We start from the raw sequence: 20,976 nt of genomic DNA on the forward strand, positions 1-20,976 counted from the left end.
TGTGCACAGCCGAGCTGTCTTATCGCTTCCCTACGTTGTTTGCAGGAGACCAATGTCATAAGACAGATTACAAGTGCAATAAAGAATATCAATCTTCTCATGGATTTTTTAATATACCGTTGCAAATTTACAGAATTTTTAAAGATATATCAAAATATAATTTCTCAATTTCATTAGTGTATTGTTAAATTGGGACAAGTTAAACTTAATCGAATAATTCCGAAAAAAGGAAATGTCGAGTTTTTTGACATCGTTGAATTTAGTATTCTCGGACAGATTTGTAAGTTTTTTTATCCGTAAAAGATATATTTAAAATTTGCAAAACTTAATATGATCTTTCAGTATTATGTCGTGTTGAATGATGGGGACGGGATAATAACTGATAATGGCTACATTGATTGGTATTCGAATAATATTCTTTGTATTACTCAAAAAATTAGACAAAAAACTTTTGGACTGCACTTCAAATCAGAGACATGTACTTTTTTGTTACTGTATGTACGTTACGGAATTTGTCCTTTACAACGACTTTTGTTAAGAGGTTCATTTTTCGCTGCGATTACGCTCATCATAAAAGAATCGTTATCACATTTGAATATGAATTCTCAGATATTTTAATTTGTTTTTCTTTCAAATCCAATAGAGACAAATAAAATATATCACAAGATTTGTTAAAAAACGGGATATTCCTTTTTGTCTGTAATGCTAATTGTATTGTTTTAGAAATCATAAATTCCGAATCAGATATCACCTTATTCAAGAGTATCAAAGATTATTTCCATGATAAACTGAGTCTTGTTTTGTGCAAAAACACAGGTCTTTATATTGTATTATTCAACTAATTGGATGACATAATATTTGTTGTGATATAACTACCGATTTCGTGCCATGGAATATTGTGTTTTTTCGATATTATAAAAATTTTATTTTGTTTTTATAAACAATTCAGAAGTGTATTTTCACTATTTTTTTATATTTGACGCGAGTATAATGTTAAGATTCATATTACAAACGTGTATTACAAACTTTTTTGCCTTGATTAGTATTATAAAATATTGATTATAAATAAAATAACAAATTCACTTTACAAACTTTTCTGTTGAATTTTACAAATTTTCCTGTCTGTTTATAGATAATTTTCTACCTGAATAAAACCTGCATTTAACAATTCTGTTAATTTTTTAATATATAACAGTGTTGAAAATCATTTTTTGAATCATAGATACAGACATTGATACGGTGTCTTTAAATTTTTGTCATGTACTTGAATATTTTATTATCTTTGCAGCATAAAAATATTTTTATGGAAACAAACAATAAACATTTCAAACGTTATACCGTTACTACGGCTTTGCCGTATGCCAATGGACCTATTCATATAGGACATCTTGCCGGAGTATATATTCCTGCTGACACTTATGTTCGTTATCTCAGAATGAAGGGCGAAGATGTCATGTTTGTTGGTGGTTCCGATGAACATGGTGTGCCTATCACCATTAAAGCTGAAAAAGAAGGCTGTACGCCTCAAGATATTGTTGACCGTTATCATAAGATTATCAAAGACTCTTTTGAAGAACTGGGCATCAGTTTCGATGTATATTCCAGGACAAGTTCAAAGACACATGCCGAGACGGCAAGCAGTTTCTTCAAGAAACTTTATAATGACGGTAAGTTTGTAGAAAAGGAAAGCGACCAGTTTTTCGACCCTGAACGTAACAAATTCCTTTCGGACCGTTATATCATAGGCACATGTCCCAAGTGTGGCAATGACCATGCTTACGGCGACCAGTGTGAGAAATGTGGCAGTTCTTTGAGTCCTGATGAGCTTATAAATCCTCATTCAGCACTTAGCGGCGCCTCTTTGGTGAAGAAAAAGACCAAACATTGGTATCTCCCGTTGGACCAATATGAAAACTGGCTTAAAGAATGGATTCTCGAAGGTCATAAAGAATGGAAACCCAACGTATATGGGCAGGTGAAAAGTTGGATTGACGGCGGTTTGCAACCCCGCGCTGTGACTCGTGACCTCGACTGGGGTGTCCCTGTCCCGCTCGAGAATGCCGAGGGGAAAGTGCTTTATGTCTGGTTCGACGCCCCTATTGGATATATCTCCAATACTGTCGAATATTGCAGGCAAAATGGCACTGACTGGGAGAAATGGTGGAAAGATGAGGATACCAAACTCGTGCATTTCATTGGTAAAGACAACATAGTCTTCCATTGTATCATTTTCCCTTGCATGCTGAAGGCTTATGGCGATGGCTTTGTGCTGCCTGACAATGTGCCTGCCAACGAGTTCCTGAATCTTGAAAACGACAAGATCTCTACTTCACGTAACTGGGCCGTTTGGCTTCATGAATATCTCGAAGAACTGCCGGGTAAACAGGATGTGCTGCGTTATGTGCTGACTGCCAATGCTCCGGAGACTAAAGATAATAATTTTACTTGGAAAGATTATCAAGACCGTAACAATAACGAGTTGCTCGCCATCTTCGGCAACTTCGTAAACCGTACCTTGGTGCTTACTCATAAGTTTTATGACGGTGTGGTTCCTGCACCTGGCGTGTTTAACGAAAAAGACGACAATGCTGTCGCCGAGATGAATGCTTATCCCGACATCATCGCTAAACTTATAGAAAACTATAAATTCCGTGATGCATTGTCGGAACTGATGAATCTTGCCCGCCTCGGCAATCGGTATCTTACTGACAATGAGCCGTGGAAACAAATCAAGACAGACCCTGAACGCGTTAAGACTGTTATGTATCTGTCGTTGCAGATTGTTGCCAAACTTGCCATTCTCTCAGAACCTTTCCTGCCTTTCAGTGCTAAGAAACTTCAAAAGATGCTGAGTTTTGATGTCGAAGGATGGGACCAAGCCGCAGCTACGGAACTGTTGCCTGCAGGTCATATTGTTCGTATGCCTGAACTTCTTTTTGAGAAAGTTGAGGATGCTGTCGTCGAGGCTCAAATCAAGAAGTTGGAAGATGCAAAAAAACAAAATGAACTTAACGCATGGAAACCTGCTGACATAAAATCCACGGTGAGTTTTGACGACTTTGCCAAAATTGATATTCGCGTGGGTACCGTATTGGAATGTGTCAAGGTGCCTAAGGCTGATAAACTGTTGCAGTTCCTGATTGACGACGGCATGTCGAAACGTACCATAGTGTCCGGTATAGCCAAGTTCTACCCGGACCCTCAACAGCTGGTTGGGAAACAGGTGTGTTTTATTGCCAACTTCGAGCCGAGAAAACTTAAAGGCGTCGTCAGCGAAGGTATGATATTGTCAGCAGAAGATAAAGACGGGAAATTGGTGCTTCTGTCACCTCGTGATATTGTGACACCCGGCTGTTCAGTAGGGTGAGATATATGTTGAAAACAACAACTTTGTTTCTGTTCAGGCCTTTGAAAATCAATGAGAAAGGCCGGAACATACTGTAAAAATGGCTTTAGTAAGTTTATTGTGTAAATAATAATGACTTTCGGACTTTTGACTGATGATTTTATTATATGAGTTCGATATAAAATCATTGGAATAACAGAAAAGCCGACTTTTTGACATATATTATGATCTTTCTAATCAATTTCTTGAAATTGTATTTGAAAGATGATTTTGTTTTTCTGATTTTATTGATTATTGTTTTTAAAAATAATAAAAACGTTATATTTGCGATTTATTAATAAACGTTACAAGATGGGAAACAATGTGTTAAAGTCCCTTGCCGGCCAGACAGCAGTTTATGGTATGGGTACCATAGTGCCGCGTTTGTTGAATTATCTGTTGGTTCCTTTTTACGTCAGGGTCTTTGAGTCGAGTGTTTACGGTCAAATCACGGATTTATATGCATGGATAGCTTTCTTGCTTGCTCTTCTTACTTATGGAATGGAGACGGCTTTTTTCCGTTTTGCCAATAAAGATGATGCCAACAAGGTGTTTTCCAATATAATGTCCTGTATCTTGACTACAACGGGTGTCTTTTTATTGATATATTTATGTTTTTACAAATCGTTCGCCCGTCTGATAGACTATCAGTACAATACTCAGTATGTGCTGATGATAGGTATCATTGTGGCAATGGATGTAATTGCGGCTGTGCCTTTTGCCATGCTGCGTTATGAAAATAAGGCAAAACGTTTCAGTATCATCAAGATACTCAATGTTGCTCTTAATATAGGATTGAACATTTTCTTTTTGTGTGTTATTCCTGAAACAGCCTTGAACATTTCTTCGTCTGTCTTTGGCAGTCATTCCGGCTTGTTGATTTGGGTGTTGATATCCAATGTGTTGTCAAGTCTGTTGAGTCTTTTGTTTCTCATGCCTCAACTGCGAATGATAAGATTCGGAATGGACAAGGACTTGTTGATTCCTGTTTTAAAATATGCAATTCCCATATTGATGATAAATCTTGTGGGTATGGTTAATGAGGTTGCCGACAAGATTTTGATAAAATATCTTGTCCGGATACCGTCTGAAGATGTGCTTCTTGCCATGAATATGACAGCGGAAGAATATGCTGTTTCCCAGGTCGGCATTTATGGAGCTAATTTTAAACTCGCTGTGTTGATGAGTATTTTCATACAGATGTTTCGTTATGCCTCCGAGCCTTTTTTCTTCGGACACGCAAAAGACAAAAAAGCTCCGGAATTGTATGCAAGGGTGATGACATATTTTGTGGTGTTTTGTCTGTTTATCTTTCTTGGTGTGATGTTGTATATCGACATATTCAAATATTTTGTCGGGACTGACGGCAGTGACTATCATGAAGGTCTTGTGATAGTACCTTGTGTGTTGATGGCAAATATGTTCTATGGAATAGTTTTCAACCTGTCGATATGGTTCAAGTTGTCGGACAAGACATTCTGCGGCACTGTAATATCTGTTATTGGAGCCTGTGTTACCCTGATATGTCTGTTTGTTCTTGTGCCACGCATAGGATATGTGGGTGCTGCCGTCGCTCATCTTGCATGTTATTCAGTGATGATGCTCGTGTCGTATTTCTGGGGACAAAAGGTGTTCCGAATACCGTATCAGGTCGGACGTATGTCATTTTATTTCTTCTTTGCCTTGGGATTATACTATTTGAGTACATTATTCGTTGAAATGAATGTCATCGTGAAATTGTCGCTTAATACGGTTTTGTTGTTGTTGTTTGTTGCTGTTGTGTTTTTTGCTGAAAGAAAAAATCCGATGAAGATAAAATAATTGTTATATTTGCACAAAAGAAAATAACTATGATAGTTAAAGTTGTAAACAAGTCTGATAATCCCATGCCATTTTATGAGACTGTCAATGCGGCAGGTATGGACTTGAGAGCATATCTTCCTGATGGTCATATTGTTATTAAGTCAATGCAAAGGGTGTTGGTTCCTACAGGGTTGTTTATGGAGATACCTGAAGGTTATGAAGGGCAGGTACGTCCGAGAAGCGGGCTCGCTATTAAACATGGCATTACCGTATTGAACAGCCCCGGCACCATAGATGCTGACTATAGAGGTGAGGTGAAGATAATATTGATAAATCTGTCGGACACGGATTTCGTAATAGAAAACGGTGACAGAATAGCGCAGATGGTGTTTGCCAAATGCGAACAAATGGAGATGTTAAACGTAGATGTCCTTGGTGAAACAGAAAGAGGCATCGGAGGCTTCGGCCATACCGGTAGTAAATAATTATTGATGATGAATAACTTATATCGTGTTCTGTTGCTTCTGACGTTGTTGATGCTGTCTAATGTCATTGCTACCGCTCAAATGGGCAGCCCTGATACGTCTTTTGAAGAAAAACAGATAGTGAAAAATGCTGAGAGTTTTTCTGAAGGTCTTGAAAATAAATATAATCAAAACTATACTGCTGCCATTAAGTGCTTCGAAAAAGCTTTGGAATATTATCCGGATGACGATGCAAGCATGTATGAACTTTCCGAGTTGTATGCCTTGATGGGTCGTAATAGTGAGGCTTTTGCCATGATAGAAAAGGCTTCCGCACTAAGTCCTGATAATAAATGGTATAGCATTCGTCTTGCTAACTTTTATATGCAAAATGGCGAATATGAAAAGTTTATAGATATTTACGATAATCTTCTTGCCGGCGACCCTAATAATCTCGAATATTTGGAAGCTTATGTTGACGTGATGTTGAAAGTAGGTGACTATGACGCTGTCATTGATAAGCTTAATCTAATAGAAAAACAGGTTGGCGTCAATGAGTTTATAACGCTGCAAAAAGTCGGCATATATCAGTTTTTGGAAGATAATAAAATGGTTCTGACTGAGTTGGAGCAGCTTGTCAAGGCTTACCCTTATGAGACACGTTTCATGTCCATGCTCGCCGAGCAGTATCTTAACAACAAAAAAGATAAAGATGCCTTGAAATTGTATCTTAAAATCAAGGAGTTGAATCCGGAAGACCCTTATATTAACGTGTCATTGCTCGAATATTATCAAAATCATGGAGAACTTGTCAAGGCTTATCAGGAGTTTTTGGCTGCGTTGCGAAATAAAAATCTCGACTACAATACCAAGGCGAATATTTATGAGTACTGGTTCGAGAATAAAGAATCTGATGAAAATGATGTCATTCTGCAGGCTGAAGAGGCAGGCAATATATTTGTTGAGATGCATCCTGACAAGGAAATAGGGTATTATATTTTGGGTACAGTATATTATAACAGAGGACAGTATCTTGATGCCAGGAATCTTTATGCTTCAGGTCTGGAACGTGATAGTACGAGTTTTATAACATGGTATCAGATGGGCTATTGCGATATGGAGTTGTCGGATTATGATGCCTTGGAATTGCATGCCGACAAGGCTTTGACTTATTATCCGGAACAGCCGATATTTTATCTTTTCAAAGGTGTGGCACTGCTGAATCTCGACAGACGCGAAGAGGCTGTAAAAGTTATGGAGAAAGGAAAGAAATTGTCGGCTGACAAGGCTCTGACAGTGATGTTCGACACTTATATAGGTGATACATATTATCTTCTTGAAGATAAGGAAAACGCATTCCGCTATTATGAGAATGTGTTGAGAAATGACCCCGAGAATGTGTACGTCATGAATAATTATGCCTATTATCTGTCTTTGGAATCACGTGATTTGGAAAAGGCTTTGCAAATGTCGGGCAAGACGATAAAGGCTGAACCTAAAAATGTCATTTATATAGATACTTATGCATGGATTCTTTATAAAATGGGACGTTATAAAGAAGCCAAGTCATGGATGGAAAAGGTCTTTTCCATAGATAAAAATGCTTCCGGTACTAATTATGAGCACTATGGCGATATCCTATATCAACTTGGCGATGTCAAAAAAGCTGTTCAGAATTGGAAAAAAGCGAAAAAACTTGGTGAGACTTCCGAGTTTATTGATATGAAGATCAAAGACGAGAAATTGTATGAATAAAAAGGGTAACGTTGGCTTTTGTCTGCTGCTTGTTGTCGTGTTTTTATGTTCCGCATGTTCTTCAAAACGGGATATGACAAAAGTCAATTGGAATACCTTTACTGCTAATCAACTTATTAAGGAAGTTAGAAATAATGAATTGAAATATAATACATTACAGGCTAAATTCAATGCAAAACTGACTTACGACAATAATGATTTCAATATGAGAGGTCAGTTGAGAATGAAAAATGACAGCGTTATTTGGATGTCGTTGTCTGTGATGTTGGGAATAGAGGTGATAAGAGTGAAAATTACTTCCGACAGCGTTTTTATGATTAACAGGACTAAAAATCAGTATTTGACGGCTGCTTTGGATTCTTTTAGAGACGATTTTCCATTTATAGAATCTGTCGGTTTTATCCAGGATGTGTTGTTGGGTAATGATACTCAATTGGAAAAAGGCGGCGATTTTAAAGTATCTACAGGAGAAGATTGTTATTATCTGATTTCTAATAAAAAATATAAAAAAAGTGTTAAGAATAATGATGATGACAAAATCATGATAAAAAGTGTGAAGATACACCCTGAACTGTTTAAAATCATGGCTTATGAGATAAAGGAATATAATGAAGATAAAATAAAGATTGATATCGGTTACAGTGATTTTATGAATATTTACGAACACCGGATGCCGTTGAGAGTAAAACTTGATGTGGATGGTCCGGTGCAGTTGAAGATGAATATTGAATATAGCAATGTTGTAATTGACAATGATGTGGAATTTAATTTCAATGTTCCTAAAAAATATGAACGTCTGTACAAATGGTAAAAATTGTTAAACATATTGTTTTTGTCGTTGCTTTTTTCACATTATCTGCATCTGCTTTCGGACAGAGTAAAGATGAATTGGAAAATAAGATAGAATCTTTGCAGCGCGATATTGAATTGGCAGAGAAATTGTTGAAAGAAACCTCTGATAATCAAGAGGCAACAGTGCATCAGGCAAATTTGTTACAGACTCAAATCAATCAAAGGGAACAGCTGATAAAGACTTATCAAAATCAGATTAAAGTTCTTGATAAAGAGATAAACAAAAACAAGAAAGATATAGGCAATCTTCAAAAAAAGTTAGAAGAACATAGAGAAGAATATGCTGATCTTATTGTCGTTTATTATAGAAATAGAAATAATCTGAATAATTTATTGTTTATCTTTTCAGCAGAGAGTTTTAACCAGATTATCAAAAGAATGAGGTATATCCAGCAATTCAGGGAATTGGTGGAAAACAAGATAGAGGAGATTGACAATACTAAAAAAGAGATAAGCGCACAGTTGGCTAAAAATGAAAAAGATAAAGATGACAAGGAATCTTTGCTTCAGTTGGAGAAAAAAGAAAATGCTTCTCTTCAAAAGGATAAAAAGAGTTTGAATAATCAGTTGAAAAAATTGAAAAATAAACAAACTCTGATACAGAAAGATATCAATGCCAAGAATGCTGAGGCTAAAAAATTGAAGGCTCAAATTGAGGAAATTATTGCTGAAGAACTTCGTAGAGCTGAAGAAAGAGAAAACGATGCAATGCGAAATAACAGGAAATCTGTCGATTATCAATTGTCGAATAATTTCTCTAATAATAAAGGCAAGCTGCCATGGCCTGTAAATCAAGGCATTGTATCAGGAAAGTATGGTCCGAGTCGTCATCCGACTCAGCCCAAAGTAACAGTAAATAACAATGGAATTGATATAACGACTACAGCACAGTCTAAGGCTAAGGCTGTTTTCGACGGCGAAGTGAGCATGATATTGAATACCGGAACTAATAATGCCATTTTGGTGCGTCATGGGGTCTATTTTACTTTATACGGTAATTTGGATAAGGTCTATGTAAAGAAAGGTGACAGAGTGAGAACAGGCGAGGAGATCGGCCTTATTCATACCGGTGCAACAGACAATAAAACAATACTGCATTTTGAGTTGTGGCAAGATAAGAATACTGTTGACCCCCTTAATTGGTTAAGACCTTAAATATTTGATTATGACAAAATTATTGAAAATATTGATAATTGTGACGACAGCCTTGTTGCTCGCTTCTTGTTCCCAAGCCTACAGACCTACAAATTATCAGAAAAAGAAAAAAAACAAGAAATGCGATTGTTCAAGATGGAGCTATTACAATGTAAAACATGATACTGACTTGTTTTATTTCTCGCAATATGGTGATATGGCAATGTCGGATGATAATTCAATGTGTAGGTAAATCAAATTGTTTTTTTGATTTTTTTCGATGATTTTTATAATCTCATTTGCTCATGTGAAAATATAGAATGATATATTCAGCTATGGATTATTTAACAAAAACAAGATTTTTTGTATATCTGAGGAATCAATAAAATCATGTTGGAACAAATCTGTATTGCCCCAACATGAATTTGATTTAGATAATAAACAATAACAAAATTATCATTAATACATATCCTCCAAAAAAATAGATATAAATGTTTTTGTTGTTTTTGAAATTTTCTTCAACTACAACATCATCCCAAGATTCTATGGTAACATTTAGGATAATAAGTGTATAGAAAACAATCAGATAGAATAATTCGAATATTAATACGATAAATAACAGATCCACATTAAACGACATTTTTATTTGCATATCATATTGTATGATGATGCTGGCAAACTTATATGCTAAAAGCGAAGCAATCAATATTATTAACGTTAATCTGGAAACTCTATTTCTGATTTCTATAATTTTGGTAGTTTCGTATTTTTCTTTACTGCATATTACACAAAATAATCCCACACAAAGACTCCAGTAAGCAATATCTTTTGTTATGGGAAAATCTATAAAATTTAAGAAATACAAAACAAACAATAATAAAGCGGCAACAGATATAAAGATACCGACATATTTAAATCTGTAATTGTATAAAGGAACAATATTGAATCTGTTTATTATCATAAAACAATTGTTATGAGTTTATTTTTATTTAATTATTGGATGACCTATTACTTCCATATATGTAGCCCATGACAATAATCCTCCTAATACTAGACATCCGAATATTCCGGCTGGCATTCCCAATAATCCACCGAGAGCATCATTAAAATATATGTATGCAAATGCTCCCGGTCTTGGCGCTTTATTATTGTTATCAGCATCTTCAAATTTGTCTTTCCATAGTTCATAGGAATTGTTTAATATGCTTTTTGAAACAGTTGCCAATGTAACATCCTGCCCTGTCCAATTTGATTCATCCAATTGGGAATTGGCGTAAGAAAGCAACGCCTCATCAGAGGAGAAGGACTGATAGTCCATAAGTTGCAAAATAACCTGACAGAATCTTTCTGAAGCATTGCATTGAGTAGTCAAATAATTGTTTATCAATGACATGGTGGTTTCAGAAGTAAAAGAAGACTGATTTGTCAAAACATTGAAGTTGACTCCAAAAATACCGCTTTCATTAAGATCTTTGATGTCTTCAACGGCTGCAATTACCTCTAAGGAATCATATCCGTCTTCAATCAATAATGATCCAAAATATTCTATACATTCTTCAAATGTCATATTTTCATTTGGATAATCTTTGCTATTTAGAAGCATGGTTATATATTTGTTGTGATAGTAACCAATTTCTTTAGGTTCAAGAGTCTTTTTGGCTTGACTTTTCACCAAATCATTTTCTTTTTTGCAACCAGCCAATGATGTTATCGCCAATACTAATATTGCCAATACTACTGAATATAAAATGTTCTTTTCATTTTTTTATAGTTTTAAGTTAGACATTCAATAATTTTACAAATAATTTTTTAGTTTTTTAATACTTTTCATTTAACCCATTGATATTAATAGTTATCAGTAATATAAATTACATAACTATTTTTACGGAAGTAGCAGCATCATTATTTTCAGCGCTTAATTACGTCATAACGTCCACAAAAGTAATTCCTGTAATTCTATTGCGGAAACTTCATTTGATTGTTTTTTATAATTTCTTTCATCATTTTTAAAATAAGTTGGTTTAACATTTTATGAATAATAAAAACAAACTATTCTTACAACAATATATTACATCACAAAATAAATGAATAATTTAAAACGACGCAAATTTTTATTATATTTTTTGCATGATAAGTTTTTGTTAAATTACTATATTGGTTTATAATGTTTTAGCTCTAATATTTTTAGTCATTGGTTTCTTTCAAGACTCTAAAACACCTTGTAATATCTTGAAAATCAAAGTTTTAGTAATATAAATCAAACTACGATTTTATATATCATTGTATATCTTGAAAATCAATAATTTATAAGGTGTCGTCAGATGCCGATAGTTTGAAATATATATATCCTACTGTAATTTTTATGATTTATTATTTCAATACAAATATGATGTTTAGGTAAGGAAATGTACAGATTTTTTTATGTTGTTAGAAATATAAACGTTTATTATTCTGATAGATAGAAATTTTAATGTACAGATTTTTTCGATGATTTATGGTTTTAAAATATAATTTTACACTTTGGGTCCTAAGATTTATTGTTTCAATACAAATATGATGTTTAGGTAAGGAAATGTACAGATTTTTTTATGTTGTAGAAATATAAACATTTATTATTCTGATAGATAGAAGTTTCAATGTACAGACTTTTTTGATGATTTACGGTTTTAAAATATGGATGTTATACTACAAGATATATGATTTATTATCTCAATATAAATATGATGTTTAAGTATGGAGATGTACAGATTTTTTTTATGTTATTAAAACATAAATATCTAATATTACGATATTTATGAATTTTCATATACAGACATTTTTAATGATATGTATATTTAAAATATGGATGTTATACTACAAGATATATGTTTGAATATATCAATGTAAATATTACAATTCATGTTGGAAATGTACAGATATTTTTATGCCATTAAAAAAATATATATATAATATTCAGATGTTTATGAATTTTCATATACAGACAATTTTGATTATATATATTTTTAAAATGTAGATGTCATGCTACAAGATATATGATTGATTATCTCAATACAAATATTGCAATTCAGATTAGAAATATACAGATTTTTTATGCTATTAAAAATATAAATATCTATTATTATGATGGTTATAAATTTTTTTGTACAGACATTTTTGGTGAAAAATATTTTTAAAACAAGAATGTTACACTAAGATTTTTCGGAATGATTATTTCAATATGAATGTGATGACATATATTGAGAATGTACAGATTTTTTTATGCCATAAACATTGTAAATATCTGTTATTCTGTTAAATAAAGATTTTCATGTACAGATTTTTTAAATATTTTGTGTGTTTATATTAATGGCAGAATGTTTTTTTAATGAAGATGTGGGCATTTTTTGCAGAAAATTTGTCTTTCACTTTAAGACATTGGCGATTATTTAAACATTGAGAAGTTATGTTATGGTGTTTTACAAATATGTTGATAAAATAGTTTGTGTCATAATTATTCATCACAAATATTAGTATTCCATATAACTTTATCCTGACAGCCATAGTTAGAAATATAATCATGTCTGAATTACGTGTTAAGATTTCGATTATTCGGCTGTCTTTTTGACAGAAGTGGACAAACTTAAAAAATGACTTCCGCACTTGTTTACTTAGTTTTTGAGGAGAATTTTGTTTTTTAGTTTTGCGGGGTAACAGTGATCCTAAATTTGGATATAGTGTCTAAGGTCTGAATCTGGTTTAATATTTCTTGAATAATGTTATGTTATTAAGAAAGTTGTGCCTTTTGAAAATATCAGGCACAACTCTTTATTAATTGATAGTGATGTTATTCTATAATGAATTCGTCGCAAAATATCCAAGCCTTCTCGCCTGCGCCGGGATGCCAGTCGGGGCATGTTTTTATATTTTTTGCTATCATCTTGACATAGCGTGCTTTCATATCTTTTCTCAGTTCAAATTCTTTGGTAATGCCGCCATCTGTTTCTGTAGGAACGTTATTTTTCACTGAGCCTACGGATTTGAAATGTTTTCCGTTGTCGGAGATGAAATACTCAACTTTTGAAGGCATAAAAATCCATGAGTTTTGGTCTTGCAGAAAACTGCCGGCAAGTCTATGTAATTCCTGTTCTTCGCCAAGATCTACCGTGACAATGACGTCAACACCGTAATAGCCCTGCCATGTGCCTGTTCGGAAATTGTTGCTTCCGCGTTGCAGGTCTATCAGCGCAATGTCACCTCCCGCCTCATATTGATTATTATATGGATTTTCTATGAAAATGGTTCTTCCGGCAGGTATTTTTTTGAAAGAACCCAACGACACTTTACTGGTTATTCCATTTTTAACGGCTACGGCTTTCACGTCAGTAGTCTTGTCAATAATAAAAGGTGTTGTATAAAGTTCACTTTCTGTTGTAGGCTCGTTGCCGTCGATAGTATAACGTACGGCTACGGTAGAGTCATGATGTGAAATGGCGACAACAAGTGTATCGTAAAACACATAGGCAGGTACGCTGATAACAGGGGATGTTATTATGTCGTCACCTTTTATATTAATAGTAGGACAATCTTGTTTTCTTGTTGCCCATTGTGTGTCACGCTGATTTGTCATGATGAACTCCAAAGTACCGCCATTCATGATTTCATCAAAATAAATATAACTACGTTTCAGTTTCTTTCCATTAAGGCGTACGGATTCTATGAATCTGTTCTCGCGTGACAGATTGTCGGCTGTGATGACGAGACTGTTGCCGTTTTCGAGGTTTACAGTCATTTTCTTAAAATGCGGCACACCTATGACATAATATCCGCTTGCGGGTGTTACCGGATAGAATCCCATGGCACTCATGACATACCAGGCTGACATTTGGCCGCAGTCTTCATTGCCGCACAATCCATCAGGCTTGTCGCTGTACAGTTCATCCATTATTTTGTGTATGAGCTTCTGTGTCATGGTGGGTTTTCCGAGGAAATTGAACAGATAAGCCATGTGATGACTTGGCTCGTTGCCGTGAGCATATTGTCCAATAAGTCCGGTGATATCAGCTTGTTGACGACCTGTCATTTCAGATGATGTGCTGAACAGTTCTGTCAATTTCTTTTCGTATGCGGCATCACCGCCCATCAATGCAATATGACCATTGATGTCCTGAGGCACAAAAAAGTTATATTGCCATGTGTTGGCTTCGGTAAGCATGAAATTCACCTGAGTAGGGTCGAAAGGTGTCACAAAACCACCGTTGATACGTCCTCTGAAAAATTGTGTCTCGTTATCGTATAGGTTTTTATAATACTGAGCTCTTTTGTAATATTCGTCTGCAATGTCGTTCTTGCCCATTTTCTCTGCCATTACGGCAATACACCAATCGTCGTAGGCATATTCGAGAGTTTTGGACACCGATTCTCCTTCACAGTCTGCAGGTATATAACCATATTGCTTATAGCAGTTCAAGCCGAAGTGGTCGAGTTCTGCGCTGTGTATCATGGCTTCTAATGCCTTCTCTGTGTCAAAGCCTGTCACTCCGTTGATATATGCGTCAGCAATTACAGGTATGGCATGATAACCTATCATACAGAATGTCTCATTGGCAGCAAGTCCCCAGACAGGCAGGATGCCGCCTTTCTCATAGTTGTCTATGAAAGTATTGATAAAATCGATGTTACGTTTTTGCTGTATTATGTTCAAAAGAGGATGTTGGGCACGGAAAGTGTCCCACAAAGAGAAAACGGTATATATGGGTCTGTCGGACTGATGTATCTCGAAGTCGTTGCCCCTGTAACGGCCGTCGGCATCGGAATAAAGATTGGGTGCAATGAAACAATGGTACAGTGAACTGTACAATATTGTCATGTCTTTTTCATTGTCACTTTCAACGACTATCTTATTTAGTTCTTCATTCCATTTGTTGTAAGTAACAGATGCAAGGGCGTCGAAATCAAAACCGATAGTGTCGAGTTCGGTTTTCAGATTGTTTTTGGCACCGTCGATATCGACAGCAGATGTGGCTATCCTGATGATTACAGGCTCTCCGTCATTGGTATCGAAGTCAAACCACGCCTGTATGTCATCTCCTTCAACATGGCGGTAGCCGTTTTTCTTCATACCGTTATTGCAAATTCCATAACCGGTGAAAGGTTTGGAAAATTCGGCATAGAAATAGAGGTACTGATCTTGTGCCCATTGTTTGGTGCGGCGGAAGCCTGTAACGGTATAGTCGTTAAGTATATTGATATATGCGTCGAGAATCTGTTCCGACGACAATGTCGATTCTTTCATGTCGAGTATGACATGTGCGTTATCTGTTTCAGGAAAATGATAACGGTGCATGGCGACACGTTCGCCTGAGGTGAGCTCCACTTTTATGTCATAATCGTCAAGTGTCACGCTGTAATAACCTGGACGTGCCGTTTCTGTTTCATGACGAAAAGAGGACTTATATCCTTTGTTTTCATTATATCCGGATTTAAGATAGCGTTTGCCGGTAGTCGGCATAAAACGAAAATCGCCATAGTCGTTGACACCGGTGCCGCTGAGATGTGTGTGACTGAATCCCAATATGATACTGTCGCTGATGTGATAGCCGGAACAACCGTCCCATGAATCCATCCTCGTGTCAGGACTGAGTTGTATCATGCCAAAAGGTGCCGTGGCACCGGGGAAGGTGTGTCCATGCCCTCCTGTTCCAATGAAAGGATCTACATAAGAAGCTGCGTCTATGTTCTTGTTTTCATTGTCATGTTGCGGAACAGTACATGACATTAATAATGTCATACTGATGCATAATATGGTTAAACATTTCTTAATCATATAATTATATTGTTATAAGTTTATAATGACATTGTAATGAGTGTTCGTTTTATGAACGATGTAAAAATATGTAAAATTCATGAATTGTGCAAATTTTCAATGACTTAGATTTCCACATTTTTGGCTGTGGCGATAAATGGAGGATTATGCCAAGACATCTTGTTATACAAGAGAGCTTTCTTTGTGTTGATATCCAATACTTTACCTCCTGATGCCGACAGTATAGCCTCAGCGGCAGCAGTATCCCACTCTTTTGTCTTAGAATAACATACATAACAGTCTGCAGAATGCTCCGCAAGACGGGCAAATTTAAGACTGCTGCCGCAACTGTCAATAATTAAATCGTCATGATAAGGTCTTATGTGATGATTTATATAGTTATCAACATCATCAGTACGGTGGGAACGACTTACCAACACGGTGAAAGGATGCTGACTGTAGTCGTCGTGCAGTTTAAAGTCTGAAAAATTCAGATTCATGAGGTCTTTGTCTTTTAATGACGAGGCGTTGACAATTTTGGCAACTTCGTTTTCTGAATAATTAAACCATAAAATATCTGATACCGGAGCATAAATAATTCCCATGACAGGTTTGTCGTGTCGTATTAGAGCTATATTAACGGTAAACTCTCCGTTATGATTGACAAATTCTTTAGTGCCGTCCAAAGGGTCAACGAGCCAATAGCAGGGAAAAACCTTTCTTTCTTCATAATTATAAGGTATATCTTCTTCACTGATAAAAGGCAGTCCGGTAGTTTTCAGCATGTCTTTGATGATATTACTGGCAACGAAATCGGCTTTGGTTACCGGGCTGTTATCATCTTTGACATAAACGGAAAAAGCCGTCTCATAAACTTTTAGTATTGCCTCGCCGGCATTTAAGGCTGCCGGAATACCTTTATATAACCATTGTTTTTCCATCATCTTGACTTGTGTCGCAAAGATAAAGATTTTTCTTTGTGAAATGTTTGTTGATGTATAAGTTGTTGTGTAAAGGATATATCGGAGAAAAATATGGCATTATTATGGTTGTTGTTACATAAAATATTTATTATCAATAATTTAAGCAAAAAATAGGATAATAGAAAAAGGTAAAGATGTGTTAGGTGTAATAAGACAATTATTAATGAAAGAGAAAAAAATGTTTTTATAATTCATTGGTTATCATGAATGTGAAAAAATATTTTCAAGAAAAGTAGTTTTAAAGAGTTTTATTGTACTAACTTTGCCGGCGAAAAAATGTTTCGGTAAAAAGCAAATGCCGGATAAAAAGTGAAAACAGATATGGTAAAGAATCTAGTCATAGTTGAGTCACCAGCGAAGGCAAAGACCATAGAAGGCTTTTTAGGAAAGGAATTCACAGTGAAGTCGAGTTATGGTCATGTAAGGGATTTAAGCAAGTCGAATTTAAGTATAGATATAGAAAAGGGTTTTATTCCTCAGTATGAGATACCTGCGGATAAAAAAGCATTGGTAGCTGAGTTGAAGAAGATATCTGAGGGTGCCGAAATGGTTTGGTTGGCATCTGATGAAGACCGTGAAGGAGAGTCTATTTCGTGGCATCTTTATGAGACTTTGGGACTTGACGATGAGCGATACAGGAGGATAGTGTTTCATGAGATCACAAAGCCGGCTATTTTGAATGCCATCAACAATCCGCGTAAAATCGACATGGGACTTGTGTCAGCTCAACAGGCGAGACGAGTATTGGACCGTTTGGTGGGATATGAGTTGTCGCCCTTGTTGTGGAAGAAAGTCAAACCGTCACTCTCAGCCGGCAGGGTACAGTCTGTAGCTGTGCGTCTTATCGTTGAACGCGAGGAAGAGATAAAAAATTTCGTGCAGACAAGCGCTTTTCGCGTTACTGCCATGTTCTCGTTTATCAAGGACGAACATGAATATACTTTGTTTGCTGAACTTAACAACAGATTCGATACAGAAGAAGAGGCTCGCAAGTTCCTTGAAGAATGCAAGAATGCTGCCTATTCTATTAAAAGTGTGGAGAAAAAACCGGTGTCCAAATGTCCGGCACCTCCTTTTACAACATCAACATTACAACAGGAAGCAGGCAGAAAACTCGGATTCTCTGTCAGCAATACCATGAGAATAGCTCAACAGTTGTATGAGTCGGGAAAGATAACTTATATGCGTACCGATTCTGTCAATCTCTCACAATTAGCTCTTAATCAAGCTAAAAAAGAAATAGAAACTCTCTATGGACCTCAATATGTAAAAACACGGCAGTTTACAACCAAAAGTAAAGGCGCACAGGAGGCTCACGAGGCTATCCGTCCTACATATCTCGACCAGCAGAGCATTAAAGGTACTGCCGATGAACGTAAGTTGTACGATTTGATATGGAAACGTACTATTGCTTCGCAAATGGCTGATGCTCAGATTGAAAAAACCACAGTGAATATAGAGGTCTCTACTTCGGATAAAGATTTCATAGCTTCTGGCGAGGTCGTGCTTTTCGATGGTTTTTTAAAAGTGTATATCGAGAGTGTCGATGATGAGAATAATGAAAATGGCAGCGGCATCTTGCCTCCTCTGTCTGTAGGACAGATGCTTGAATTGGACAAGATGGAAGCACAACAACGTTTTACACGTCATCCGTTCCGTTATACCGAGGCAAGTTTAGTAAAAAAAATGGAAGAACTTGGCATAGGTCGTCCTTCTACTTATGCTCCTACTATATCTACAATACAGAAAAGAGAATATGTGGAGAAAAAAGATATTCAGGGCGAGATGCGAGACTTTAAGGTACTGACTTTGAAAAAACAAAGGATAACTGAAAAGACAGGTAAGGAGAATATTGGAGGAGAGAAAGCAAAACTCGTACCCACTGATATTGGCATATTGGTCAACCGTTTTTTGCTGCAATATTTTGAGACGATTATTGATTATAATTTCACTGCCAATGCCGAGAAGGAGTTCGATAAGATTGCCGAAGGTAAATGTGTATGGAATTCCATGATAAATGACTTTTATAAGGGATTTCACCGTAAGGTCATGGATACATCTGACAACATGGGAAAGTTTAGCGGAGAAAAATTGCTTGGCGTTGATCCTGCAAGCGGCAAGAATGTATTTGTCAAGATAGGAAGATTCGGCCCTGTGGCTCAAATAGGAGATACGGAGTCTGAAGAGAGACCTAAATTTGCAGGCTTGCGCAAAGGCCAAAGCATAGAAACCATCACTTTGGAGGAAGTGTTGAAATTGTTCCAATATCCTCGTTATCTCGGCGAGTATAACGGTTCCGAGATACAGGTCGCAGTCGGTCGCTTCGGACCATATCTGAGATATAACAACGCTTTCTTCAGTCTTACTAAATTGGATAATCCTGATACGGTGACTTGCGAACGAGCAATCGAGATAATAAATGCTAAGCAAAAAGCTGATGCCGACAACGTAGTTGCTTCTTTCCCGCAAGACGAGAATATGAAAGTGCTGAAAGGTCGCTATGGAGTTTATATTTCTTATAACAAACAGAATTATAAAATTCCGAAATCGTACGATCCGTATGCCCTAAGCTACGATGATTGTGTGAATATTGTCAAAGACCCTGATAATGCTTCAAAAAGAAGGAAAAAATAAGTCTTTCTTAAAACTTTTTTCATGACTTTTTGACATCATTTACTGTGTGTTTCATGTTTATTTTCGTACAGTGTTGATGTTGGAGGGGATTGTTATTGGATATGAAATTCTATTTCAAGGTATTATGAGTTTTATGTCACCATTTGATTCATAAAATAAAACAGTGACAGTAATACACTGTTTTTCTTACAATAATATGTCGCTATTATAGATTTTTCTTCTTTAATATCCATCGTTTTACCAAATGATAGTAAACGATAAATTTCATAATATGGATACAAAATGGATACAAAAGTCGAAATTTAGGATACAAAAAGGATACATGGATTGTATTTTATGGTTCTAAATGAATAATAAGATTGCTTAGAACAATTGCAGGTATCCATAAAATGAAAATTGAATAATACGCTTATCCTTGTTGCAAATTCATAAAAATATCATGTTTTTCTTATGGTTTATTTTATTATTAAGTAGAATAAATTGATTGTTTTACGAAATTCCATTCATGATTTATTGCATAAGTCGTATATAGATTGCCGCAATGAATATAACAAACCGAAAAAATCAGTCATTAATATTTTTAGCAAAATATTTTTACCGCTAAAATAATTGCATATTACATAAAAAAAGTCTGTACAATAAATTATGTAAATATTTATATAATAGTCATTTAATTTTTTAAAGCTTAAAAAAGTCTGTGTATTTTCAATCTCATTATCTTTTTTATATTGAAATAATTGATAAAAATTTTTGCACTAAAATTAGCATGAGTTAAACATCAATATTCTCAAAAAAGTCTGTACATGAAATTTTATAAATATTTGGATACTAATTATATATCTTTTTAGATGCCTCAAAAAGTCAGTACATCCTCAATCTCTTTCATTTTGTTTATATTGAAATAATCGAAATGTATCTTTACAGCAAAATAGTATATTTTAAACATCAATATTCTCAAAAAAGTCTGTACATGAAATTTTATAAATATTTGGATACTAATTATATATCTTTTTAGATGCCTCAAAAAGTCAGTACATTCTCAATCTCTTTCATTTTGTTTATATTGAAATAATCGAAATGTATCTTTACAGCAAAAATAGTATATTTTAAACATCAATATTCTCAAAAAAGTCTGTACATGAAATTTTATAAATATTTGGATACTAATTATATATCTTTTTAGAT

The 20,976-nt window shown here is 35.3% G+C and carries 12 protein-coding genes; 8 read left to right on the top strand and 4 right to left on the bottom strand.

Annotated features, from left to right (window positions below; all coding sequences use genetic code 11):
- Window positions 1-1,303 precede the first annotated feature (1,303 nt).
- The 7 genes from metG to ACZOVS_RS04170 all read left to right on the top strand — a co-directional run bounded on the left by metG (window position 1,304) and on the right by ACZOVS_RS04170 (window position 9,646).
- A complete protein-coding gene (metG, locus tag ACZOVS_RS04140; RefSeq protein ID WP_483995965.1) occupies window positions 1,304-3,367 on the top strand; it encodes a methionine--tRNA ligase in 2,064 nt (687 codons plus the stop codon).
- Window positions 3,368-3,697: 330 nt separating this feature from the next.
- Window positions 3,698-5,206: a lipopolysaccharide biosynthesis protein gene (locus ACZOVS_RS04145; protein WP_483995966.1), complete on the top strand. Its 1,509-nt coding sequence runs from the start codon at window positions 3,698-3,700 to the stop codon at window positions 5,204-5,206.
- A gap of 29 nt (window positions 5,207-5,235) precedes the next feature.
- On the top strand, window positions 5,236-5,673 hold the full coding sequence (dut, locus tag ACZOVS_RS04150) for a dUTP diphosphatase (protein ID WP_483995967.1): 438 nt from the start codon (window positions 5,236-5,238) through the stop codon (window positions 5,671-5,673).
- Window positions 5,674-5,679: 6 nt separating this feature from the next.
- Window positions 5,680-7,407, top strand: coding sequence for a tetratricopeptide repeat protein (locus ACZOVS_RS04155; protein ID WP_483995968.1), 1,728 nt, complete (start codon window positions 5,680-5,682; stop codon window positions 7,405-7,407).
- Entirely contained in the window at window positions 7,400-8,218 is an 819-nt protein-coding gene (gene lolB1, locus ACZOVS_RS04160; protein ID WP_483995969.1) for a lipoprotein insertase outer membrane protein LolB1, read from the top strand. The genes ACZOVS_RS04155 and lolB1 overlap by 8 nt, the downstream gene beginning before the upstream one ends.
- Window positions 8,212-9,414, top strand: coding sequence for a murein hydrolase activator EnvC family protein (locus ACZOVS_RS04165; protein ID WP_483995970.1), 1,203 nt, complete (start codon window positions 8,212-8,214; stop codon window positions 9,412-9,414). The genes lolB1 and ACZOVS_RS04165 overlap by 7 nt, the downstream gene beginning before the upstream one ends.
- Before the next feature lie 10 nt (window positions 9,415-9,424).
- Complete coding sequence (locus ACZOVS_RS04170; RefSeq protein ID WP_483995971.1) at window positions 9,425-9,646, top strand: hypothetical protein; 222 nt, start codon at window positions 9,425-9,427, stop codon at window positions 9,644-9,646.
- Window positions 9,647-9,823: 177 nt separating this feature from the next.
- Here the strand turns inward: ACZOVS_RS04170 and ACZOVS_RS04175 are convergent, their stop codons facing one another.
- From ACZOVS_RS04175 to cysQ, 4 genes are all read right to left on the bottom strand, one after another.
- On the bottom strand, window positions 9,824-10,354 hold the full coding sequence (locus tag ACZOVS_RS04175; RefSeq protein ID WP_483995972.1) for a hypothetical protein: 531 nt from the start codon (window positions 10,352-10,354) through the stop codon (window positions 9,824-9,826).
- Window positions 10,355-10,378: 24 nt separating this feature from the next.
- The gene (locus tag ACZOVS_RS04180; protein WP_483995973.1) at window positions 10,379-11,125 is read right to left on the bottom strand and encodes a hypothetical protein; all 747 of its coding nucleotides are present in this window, start codon (window positions 11,123-11,125) and stop codon (window positions 10,379-10,381) included.
- 2,091 nt (window positions 11,126-13,216) lie between these two features.
- Window positions 13,217-16,195, bottom strand: a complete 2,979-nt coding sequence (locus ACZOVS_RS04185; RefSeq protein WP_483995974.1) for a GH92 family glycosyl hydrolase — start codon at window positions 16,193-16,195, stop codon at window positions 13,217-13,219.
- A 104-nt stretch (window positions 16,196-16,299) separates the two neighbouring features.
- Window positions 16,300-17,118 carry a 3'(2'),5'-bisphosphate nucleotidase CysQ gene (cysQ, locus tag ACZOVS_RS04190; protein WP_483995975.1) on the bottom strand — a complete coding sequence of 273 codons (819 nt, stop codon included), beginning with the start codon at window positions 17,116-17,118 and terminating at the stop codon, window positions 16,300-16,302.
- Between the two features lie 360 nt (window positions 17,119-17,478).
- Between cysQ and topA the strand changes: the two genes are divergently transcribed.
- Entirely contained in the window at window positions 17,479-19,791 is a 2,313-nt protein-coding gene (topA, locus tag ACZOVS_RS04195) for a type I DNA topoisomerase (protein ID WP_483995976.1), read from the top strand.
- Window positions 19,792-20,976 lie beyond the last annotated feature (1,185 nt).

Source organism: Candidatus Limimorpha avicola (assembly GCF_056978975.1).

Bases quoted from the DNA above. Each gene is read 5' to 3' on its own strand.
- ACZOVS_RS04185 (WP_483995974.1), bottom strand. From the start codon at position 16,195: ATGATTAAGAAATGTTTAACCATATTATGCATCAGTATGACATTATTA.
- lolB1 (WP_483995969.1), top strand. From the start codon at position 7,400: ATGAATAAAAAGGGTAACGTTGGCTTTTGTCTGCTGCTTGTTGTCGTG.
- metG (WP_483995965.1), top strand. From the start codon at position 1,304: ATGGAAACAAACAATAAACATTTCAAACGTTATACCGTTACTACGGCT.
- ACZOVS_RS04155 (WP_483995968.1), top strand. From the start codon at position 5,680: ATGATGAATAACTTATATCGTGTTCTGTTGCTTCTGACGTTGTTGATG.
- ACZOVS_RS04165 (WP_483995970.1), top strand. From the start codon at position 8,212: ATGGTAAAAATTGTTAAACATATTGTTTTTGTCGTTGCTTTTTTCACA.
- topA (WP_483995976.1), top strand. From the start codon at position 17,479: ATGGTAAAGAATCTAGTCATAGTTGAGTCACCAGCGAAGGCAAAGACC.
- ACZOVS_RS04175 (WP_483995972.1), bottom strand. From the start codon at position 10,354: ATGATAATAAACAGATTCAATATTGTTCCTTTATACAATTACAGATTT.
- dut (WP_483995967.1), top strand. From the start codon at position 5,236: ATGATAGTTAAAGTTGTAAACAAGTCTGATAATCCCATGCCATTTTAT.
- cysQ (WP_483995975.1), bottom strand. From the start codon at position 17,118: ATGATGGAAAAACAATGGTTATATAAAGGTATTCCGGCAGCCTTAAAT.
- ACZOVS_RS04170 (WP_483995971.1), top strand. From the start codon at position 9,425: ATGACAAAATTATTGAAAATATTGATAATTGTGACGACAGCCTTGTTG.
- ACZOVS_RS04145 (WP_483995966.1), top strand. From the start codon at position 3,698: ATGGGAAACAATGTGTTAAAGTCCCTTGCCGGCCAGACAGCAGTTTAT.